2 protein-coding genes are annotated in these 1,186 nt (G+C 67.5%); one reads left to right on the top strand and one right to left on the bottom strand.

Going from position 1 to position 1,186, the window contains the following annotated elements:
- Nucleotides 1–227, top strand: a 227-nt coding sequence (locus tag CQZ88_RS22870) for a multicopper oxidase domain-containing protein (protein WP_180987067.1), incomplete at its 5' end; no start/stop codon positions are given.
- Between the two features lie 382 nt (nucleotides 228–609).
- On the opposite strand, the gene CQZ88_RS30030 is transcribed toward CQZ88_RS22870, so the two are convergent.
- The coding region (locus CQZ88_RS30030; protein WP_258008730.1) for a M23 family metallopeptidase at nucleotides 610–1,186 on the bottom strand (577 nt) is incomplete at its 5' end.

Genomic DNA, 1,186 nt, shown 5'->3' with positions numbered 1-1,186 from the left:
GCTCGTACACCATCCTGATGGACGCAACCCATCTGCACGGACATACCTTTCAGGTCGTCCGCGCCGATGGCACTCCCGGACCGCGTAAGGACACCGTGATGGTGCTACCCATGCAGAAGATCGAAGTTGTTCTCGTCGCCGACAATCCCGGCTACTGGATGCTGCACTGCCACAACGGCTATCACCAAGACGCGGGCATGATGACCCGGCTCGACTACCGGAGCTGACAACGGGCAGGGGTGTGTCACCGCGGCTCGTCGCAGTGGCACACCCCGCCGGTTGAGTTCCCGCCGGGAAGCCTGCCGAGGTCCGGTGTCCGGCGCCTCGACTGCTCCTACGGACAGTTTTCTGCCAGCCTGTTCCCTCACACGGCGGGGCCCGGGCGTCCCCGGCGCCTGCAAGCAGCGCCAGGGGGTGCCGTCGACCATCGAGGTCGTCCGGCATAGGTGTGCCCTCGCTGTGAGGGGACGCCATCCGAGCCACGGCATGTCGACCGAGAGGAGACCATCACGCGGGCAGTCCGAGACTTCATTGACCGAGAGTGAAACCCTTCCCTGGCAGCTTCCGGTATTGCGGTTCGCCGAAGCGCACCTGGGTCAGACGGGTCTGTCAGACGCGCGCCAGGTCCGTCTGGGCGACTCCGCGTGCTGCGAGCCACTGGATCGGATCGACCTTCGTCCCGTTCGAATCCATGGTCTCGAAATGCAGATGCGGGCCGGTGGATTGACCTCGGTTTCCGACGGTGGCGATCTGCTCGCCGGCCTGCACCTGTTGGCCGACCGCGACCAAGGTTTCGTTGATGTGCCCGTACGTGGTGGTCGATCCGTCGTCGTGGCGGATCTGGACCCACAGCCCGAACCCGGAGGCCGGGCCGGAGTTGATCACGGTGCCGGCCGCGGCCGCGTACACCGGTGTGCCGATGCTGTTGGCGATGTCGAGGCCGGTGTGAGTGGTGCCCCACCTGGGGCCGAAGGGGGAGGTCAAGGTGCCCGACACAGGGGCTACCGCGAGCGGCTGAGGTGCCGTCGGCGGGGTCACGACGGCGAGCGGGGGTACGTTCCACGGGGCCGCCGGAGCCGGTGCGGGTGAGGGGGCGTGATCCACGTAGGGGGCGGTCTCCGGCATCGGCTGGGGGATCGGGACCTGGCTCGCCTCCGGGGCAGGAGCTGAATCCGGGGCAGGAGCT

It is taken from the genome of Rhodococcus sp. ENV425, from assembly GCF_002887785.1.
GTDB classification, from domain to species: Bacteria; Actinomycetota; Actinomycetes; order Mycobacteriales; family Mycobacteriaceae; genus Rhodococcus; species Rhodococcus aetherivorans.
Note: the sequence above shows the minus strand (reverse complement) of the source record. Positions and strands in the feature narration are given on the sequence as shown.